This is a genomic window from Novosphingobium huizhouense (assembly GCF_020179475.1).
GTDB classification, from domain to species: domain Bacteria; phylum Pseudomonadota; class Alphaproteobacteria; order Sphingomonadales; family Sphingomonadaceae; genus Novosphingobium; species Novosphingobium huizhouense.
In genome coordinates this window covers 1-282 of sequence record NZ_JAILXZ010000047.1, presented here as the reverse complement: position 1 = coordinate 282, position 282 = coordinate 1, and the positions used below count along the sequence as shown (strand labels likewise).

Genomic DNA, 282 nt, shown 5'->3' with positions numbered 1-282 from the left:
CGGCCAGACCACGCCGGCGAGGCCACGCACGCGCGGCCACCACAAGTACAGGCCGCTCGCGATCAGCACGATCGCCCAGCTCGCCGCCAGCTCGACCAGCCAGCTTCCCTGCCGGCCGAGCAGCAGCTGGCCGTGGATGCGGTGCGCGATCTCGGCGATGCGCGTCTCGCTGGAAAGCGCGCCCAGCACCCGGCCCTGCGGCGAAACGAACACGTCGCACATCCCGCCTTGCGCCGGCAGCGCGAGGTGCACCAGCGCGGCATCCCCCTCGCGCGCCGGCAG

General features: G+C 74.1%; 1 protein-coding gene. It reads right to left on the bottom strand.

Annotated elements, in window-relative coordinates:
- The coding region (locus K3A85_RS17920; RefSeq protein WP_225207872.1) for a PepSY domain-containing protein at positions 1 to 282 on the bottom strand (282 nt) is incomplete at both ends.